This is a genomic window from uncultured Bacteroides sp. (genome assembly GCF_902491285.1).
GTDB lineage: Bacteria > Bacteroidota > Bacteroidia > Bacteroidales > Bacteroidaceae > Bacteroides.
In genome coordinates, this window is record NZ_CABUHK010000152.1 from 1 (window position 1) to 5,720 (window position 5,720).

Consider the following 5,720-nt stretch of genomic DNA (forward strand, 5'->3'; position numbering starts at 1 on the left):
TGGTAGCAACCGACCGTATTTCGGCTTTTGACGTAGTACTGCCTGAAGGTATTCCCTACAAAGGACAAATGCTGAACCAGATTGCAGCCAAATTCCTTGATGCCACTACTGACATCTGTCCGAACTGGAAACTGGCTACGCCGGATCCGATGGTAACAGTCGGCGTATTGTGCGAAGGTTTTCCTGTAGAAATGATTGTACGCGGTTATCTGTGCGGCAGCGCATGGCGTGCTTACAAAAGCGGTGTACGTGAAATTTGCGGCGTGAAGTTGCCAGACGGAATGCGTGAGAACGAAAAATTCCCCGAACCCATCGTAACTCCGACCACCAAAGCCGAAATGGGACTGCATGACGAAGACATCTCCAAAGAAGAAATCCTGAAACAAGGACTGGCTACTCCCGAAGAGTATGAAGTGCTTGAAAAATATACGCTGGCTCTCTTCAAACGTGGTACAGAAATCGCTGCGGAACGCGGATTGATTCTTGTCGATACAAAATATGAATTCGGCAAGCACAACGGTACTATCTACCTGATGGATGAAATCCATACTCCCGACTCCAGCCGTTATTTCTACTCAGAAGGCTATCAGGAACGTTTCGAAAAAGGCGAACCGCAGAAACAGCTTTCCAAAGAGTTTGTCCGCGAATGGCTGATGGAAAACGGTTTCCAGGGCAAAGAAGGTCAGAAAGTACCCGAAATGACTCCGGCTATCGTACAGAGCATCAGTGACCGTTACATCGAATTGTTCGAAAACATCACCGGTGAGAAATTTGTAAAAGAAGATACCAGCAACATCGCTGAACGTATCGAAAAGAACGTTTTATTAACGATTAATGATTAACCGTTAATCACTATCCACTAATCATTAAAATAAATGGACTACCCACAGCAGCATATCAAGCCTTACGACGAGGAAGGAAAGAAGACCGAGCAAGTGGAACGTATGTTCGACAACATCGCACATGCCTACGACAAACTGAATCATACCTTATCTTTGGGTATCGACCGCAGTTGGCGTCGCAAAGCCATTGCTTGGCTGCGTCCTTTCCAACCGCAACGTATGATGGACGTAGCTACCGGCACAGGGGATTTCGCCATCCTCGCCTGCCGCAAGTTGCAGCCTGCCGAACTAATCGGTACGGACATCTCGGAGGGTATGATGAATGTGGGACGTGAAAAAGTTAAGAAGGAAGGACTCTCGGACAGAATCTCTTTTGCCCGGGAGGACTGTACTTCACTTTCTTTTGCCGACAATGATTTTGACGCCATTACCGTAGCGTTCGGTATCCGCAATTTTGAAGACCTCGACAAAGGACTATCGGAAATGTGCCGGGTATTGAAACCGGGGGGGCATCTCGTGATTCTGGAACTCACCACTCCCGACCGTTTCCCGATGAAGCAACTGTTTTCCGTCTACTCTAAAGTCGTCATTCCATTGCTGGGCAAGCTGCTTTCCAAAGACAACAGTGCCTACCGCTATCTGCCGGACACCATCAAAGTATTTCCCCAAGGGGAAGTCATGAAAGGAGTCATCACACGAGCCGGATTCAGCGAAGTAAATTTCCGGCGGCTGACATTTGGTATCTGCACTCTTTATACCGCGACAAAATAACGTTTTTTTTATGATTGATTAATTTAACCCTTTCGTATTATGGAAAAATATGGTTTAATCGGCTACCCACTGAGACATTCATTCTCTATCGGATACTTTAATGAAAAGTTTAAATCTGAAGGAATTGATGCGGAATATGTGAATTTTGAGATTCCCCAAATCAATGATTTCATGGAAGTGATTGAAGAGAATCCTAGCCTACGGGGTCTTAATGTTACTATCCCTTACAAGGAGCAAGTCATTCCTTTCTTGAGCGAGTTGGATCCTGATACTGCCAAAATCGGCGCTGTGAACGTAATCAAGATTATCCGCCAACCGAAAGGGAAAGTGAAGCTGGTCGGCTATAATTCTGATATTATCGGATTTACTCAATCCATCCAACCCTTATTGCAACCTCATCACAAAAAGGCTTTGATTCTAGGCACCGGTGGAGCCTCCAAAGCCGTTTACCACGGACTTAAAAATCTGGGAATCGAAAGTATATTCGTTTCGCGCACTCACAAAGCGGACGGTATGCTGACTTATGAGGAACTAAGCCCTGAAATCATGGCAGAATATACGGTAGTCGTTAACTGTACTCCTGTAGGTATGTTTCCCAAGGTCGATTTCTGTCCCAATATTCCTTATGAATTGATTACTCCGAACCATTTACTCTACGATTTGTTATATAATCCGAACGTTACCCTTTTCATGAAAAAGGGAGAAGCACAAGGCGCTGTCGTAAAAAACGGTCTTGAAATGTTGCTTCTTCAGGCATTTGCCGCTTGGGAAATCTGGCATAAATAGAATCTCTCCCACCCTTTTCCAAGGCGAGAGAGTAAAAAGGTAAAGGTATTATATGAAGAGAAAAGTAGTTTATAGCATTATCATCGCCCTGTTGATGTTGACCGGTTGCACTATCGGAGGAAGTTTCTATATGTTGAACTTCTCTTTAACTCCGAACGCAAAGATTTTGTCCAAAGATGCAGACTCTTATCCCTTCATGTACAAAAACTACCCCTTTTTGCGCCCATGGGTGGATAGTCTGCGACAAGCAGATGCACTGAAAGATACTTTTATCATCAACCCGCATGGCATACAGCTTCATGCTTACTATGTCGCCGCTCCCGAACCTACCAACAAGACAGCGGTTATTGTCCACGGCTATACGGATAATGCTATTCGTATGTTTATGATCGGCTATCTGTATAACCGTGATTTAGGCTATAACATTTTACTTCCCGACCTTCAGCATCAGGGAGAAAGTGAAGGCCGCGCCATTCAGATGGGCTGGAAAGACCGTTTGGATGTGTTGCAGTGGATGAATATCGCCAACGGAATTTTCGGAGATAGCACACAGATGGTGGTACACGGCATTTCGATGGGTGGTGCAACCACAATGATGGTGTCCGGCGAGGAACAGCAGCCTTTTGTAAAATGCTTCGTAGAAGATTGTGGCTACACCAGCGTATGGGATGAATTTTCTCATGAGCTAAAATCATCTTTCAGTCTTCCGCCTTTCCCGCTAATGTATACCACAAGCTGGCTATGCGAAAAGAAATACGGTTGGAACTTCAAAGAAGCTTCTTCACTGAAACAGGTGGCGAAGTGTGAGTTGCCGATGCTGTTTATCCATGGGGATAAAGATACATATGTGCCGACTTGGATGGTTTATCCCCTTTATGAAGCAAAGCCGGAACCTAAGGAACTCTGGATTGTGCCGGGTGCCGCCCATGCCGTCTCATACCAAGAAAATAAACAGGAATACACCGATAAAGTCCGTGAGTTCGTCGGGCGATATATTCATTAAACCTATTATAACAAGGAGTTTTAGATTCATTAGGGAAAAAGTTTCTATATTTGTATCCGTAAAACGACTGTTATGAAATCAATTTTCACACTTATAATCTTCACTTTTCTACTGATTCCCTTACAGGCTCAAGAAAAAGTATATACGGTAGACAATCTTCCGAAAGTTCATCTGCAAAATAAAACGCAGTATGTTTGTAACCCGGCGGGAATACTTTCACAGGCAGCTTGTGACAGTATAGACACCATGCTTTATGCCTTGGAGCAGCAAACGGGAATTGAAACGGTAGTTGCCGCAGTGCCTTCCATCGGAGAGGAAGACTGTTTTGATTTCTGCCATCAATTACTCAACAAATGGGGCGTGGGAAAGAAAGACAAAAACAACGGTCTGGTTATTTTGCTGGTTACCGATCAACGTTGTATCCAGTTTTACACCGGCTATGGTTTGGAAGGCGTTCTTCCTGATGCTATTTGCAAGAGGATTCAAACGAAGTATATGATTCCTTATCTAAAAGACGGAAACTGGGATGCAGGAATGGTAGCAGGCTTGAAGGCGACTTGCCAGCGGCTTGACGGTTCTATGGAGAATGACTCCCTTTCCGATTCAAGCGACAGTAGTCCATTCGATTTTATTCTTGCTGTTTTCTTCTTTATTCTGATTGGAGGAGGTATTGCTTTCTTTGCCGCACGCAAACAAAGCCGTTGCCCGAAATGCGGAAAGCATACGTTACAGAGAAGTAGCAGCAGAGTAGTTTCCCGAATCAACGGAGTAAAGACCGAAGATGTCACTTATACGTGTAGAAACTGCGGACACACCCTCGTACGTCGCCAACAAAGTTATGAGAACGATTATCACCATCGCGGTGGCGGCGGAGGACCGTTCATTGGCGGAATGGGTGGTGGAAGTTTCGGCGGAAGCGGCGGTGGCTTTGGCGGAGGCAGCTTCGGCGGCGGAATGGGTGGTGGCGGTGGTGCCGGCTCACGGTTCTAAAAATAAGATTCAGAAATCAGATTATCAATATCAATAAAAACAATAAACATGAAAAAGTCAATTATCATCATTTTAGCTGTTGTAGCTATTCTTGTCATCTGGGCAGTCAGCGTATATAACGGTCTGGTTACTATGGACGAGCGTGTAAGTGGGCAATGGGCGAATGTAGAAACTCAATACCAACGCCGTGCCGACTTGATTCCCAACCTGGTAAATACAGTGAAAGGATATGCAACGCACGAAAAAGAAACATTGGAGGGAGTGGTTGCCGCACGCAGTCAGGCAACCCAAATAAAAGTGGATGCCGCCGACCTGACACCGGAAAAACTCGCCCAATATCAGAAAGCACAGGGCGCTGTAACTTCCGCATTAGGTAAATTATTAGCTATCACAGAAAATTATCCTGACTTGAAAGCTAATCAGAATTTCCTTGAGTTGCAGGCACAATTGGAAGGGACTGAGAACCGTATCAATGTAGCACGCAAGAACTTCAACGATGCCGCCCAAGCTTACAACACCAATATCCGCCGTTTCCCAAAGAACATCTTTGCAGGAATGTTCGGCTTCGATAAGAAAGCATATTTTGAAGCGGAAGAAGGTAGCGAGAAAGCGCCGAAAGTAGAGTTCTAAGAAAATCTGCTGAAAAGACTTTGCCGTTGACTAAAAGTATTCGTATCTCATTAGGCACGAAAACTTTATTAGTCAGCGGCATTTCTATTCAGATAGTTGTCTGTACGAAAAAAAAGCAGTACTTTTGCAGCCGTATACAAAATAATTCTATAACTCATGAGTAATCAACGATACATGATGCGTGGAGTAAGCGCATCAAAAGAAGATGTGCACAACGCCATCAAGAACATCGACAAAGGAATTTTCCCGAAAGCATTCTGCAAAATTATTCCCGATATATTGGGAGGTGACCCTGAATATTGCAACATCATGCATGCTGACGGTGCCGGAACCAAATCTTCCCTTGCTTATATGTACTGGAAAGAAACAGGTGACTTGTCTGTCTGGAAAGGAATCGCCCAAGATGCCTTGATTATGAATATCGACGACCTGCTTTGTGTAGGTGCCGTAGATAATATTCTTGTCTCTTCAACTATCGGACGTAATAAGTTATTAATCCCGGGAGAAGTGATCTCCGCCATCATCAACGGAACAGACGAATTACTTGCCGAACTCCGCGAAATGGGGGTAGGCGTATATGCAACCGGTGGCGAAACTGCCGATGTAGGCGACCTGGTACGCACTATCATAGTTGACTCTACCGTAACTTGCCGTATGAAACGTTCGGACGTTATCAACAATGCCAATATCCGTCCGGG

The 5,720-nt window shown here is 44.9% G+C and carries 7 protein-coding genes; all 7 read left to right on the plus strand.

Annotation, left to right across the window (positions count from 1 at the left end; genetic code table 11):
* On the plus strand, positions 1 to 842 hold an 842-nt coding region (locus RDN93_RS21535; RefSeq protein ID WP_308747372.1), incomplete at its 5' end, for a phosphoribosylaminoimidazolesuccinocarboxamide synthase.
* A gap of 33 nt (positions 843 to 875) precedes the next feature.
* Entirely contained in the window at positions 876 to 1,613 is a 738-nt protein-coding gene (ubiE, locus tag RDN93_RS21540; protein ID WP_308747373.1) for a bifunctional demethylmenaquinone methyltransferase/2-methoxy-6-polyprenyl-1,4-benzoquinol methylase UbiE, read from the plus strand.
* Between the two features lie 39 nt (positions 1,614 to 1,652).
* Entirely contained in the window at positions 1,653 to 2,399 is a 747-nt protein-coding gene (locus RDN93_RS21545) for a shikimate dehydrogenase (RefSeq protein ID WP_308747374.1), read from the plus strand.
* A 52-nt stretch (positions 2,400 to 2,451) separates the two neighbouring features.
* Complete coding sequence (locus RDN93_RS21550) at positions 2,452 to 3,402, plus strand: alpha/beta hydrolase (protein WP_308747375.1); 951 nt, start codon at positions 2,452 to 2,454, stop codon at positions 3,400 to 3,402.
* Positions 3,403 to 3,474: 72 nt separating this feature from the next.
* Positions 3,475 to 4,392 carry a TPM domain-containing protein gene (locus RDN93_RS21555; RefSeq protein ID WP_308747376.1) on the plus strand — a complete coding sequence of 306 codons (918 nt, stop codon included), beginning with the start codon at positions 3,475 to 3,477 and terminating at the stop codon, positions 4,390 to 4,392.
* Positions 4,393 to 4,440: 48 nt separating this feature from the next.
* Positions 4,441 to 5,022, plus strand: coding sequence for a LemA family protein (locus tag RDN93_RS21560; protein ID WP_308747377.1), 582 nt, complete (start codon positions 4,441 to 4,443; stop codon positions 5,020 to 5,022).
* A 156-nt stretch (positions 5,023 to 5,178) separates the two neighbouring features.
* On the plus strand, positions 5,179 to 5,720 hold a 542-nt coding region (locus RDN93_RS21565; RefSeq protein ID WP_374047432.1), incomplete at its 3' end, for an AIR synthase related protein.

Coding starts and splice junctions, on each gene's coding strand:
- ubiE (WP_308747373.1), top strand. CDS start 876: ATGGACTACCCACAGCAGCATATCAAGCCTTACGACGAGGAAGGAAAG.
- RDN93_RS21545 (WP_308747374.1), top strand. CDS start 1,653: ATGGAAAAATATGGTTTAATCGGCTACCCACTGAGACATTCATTCTCT.
- RDN93_RS21550 (WP_308747375.1), top strand. CDS start 2,452: ATGAAGAGAAAAGTAGTTTATAGCATTATCATCGCCCTGTTGATGTTG.
- RDN93_RS21555 (WP_308747376.1), top strand. CDS start 3,475: ATGAAATCAATTTTCACACTTATAATCTTCACTTTTCTACTGATTCCC.
- RDN93_RS21560 (WP_308747377.1), top strand. CDS start 4,441: ATGAAAAAGTCAATTATCATCATTTTAGCTGTTGTAGCTATTCTTGTC.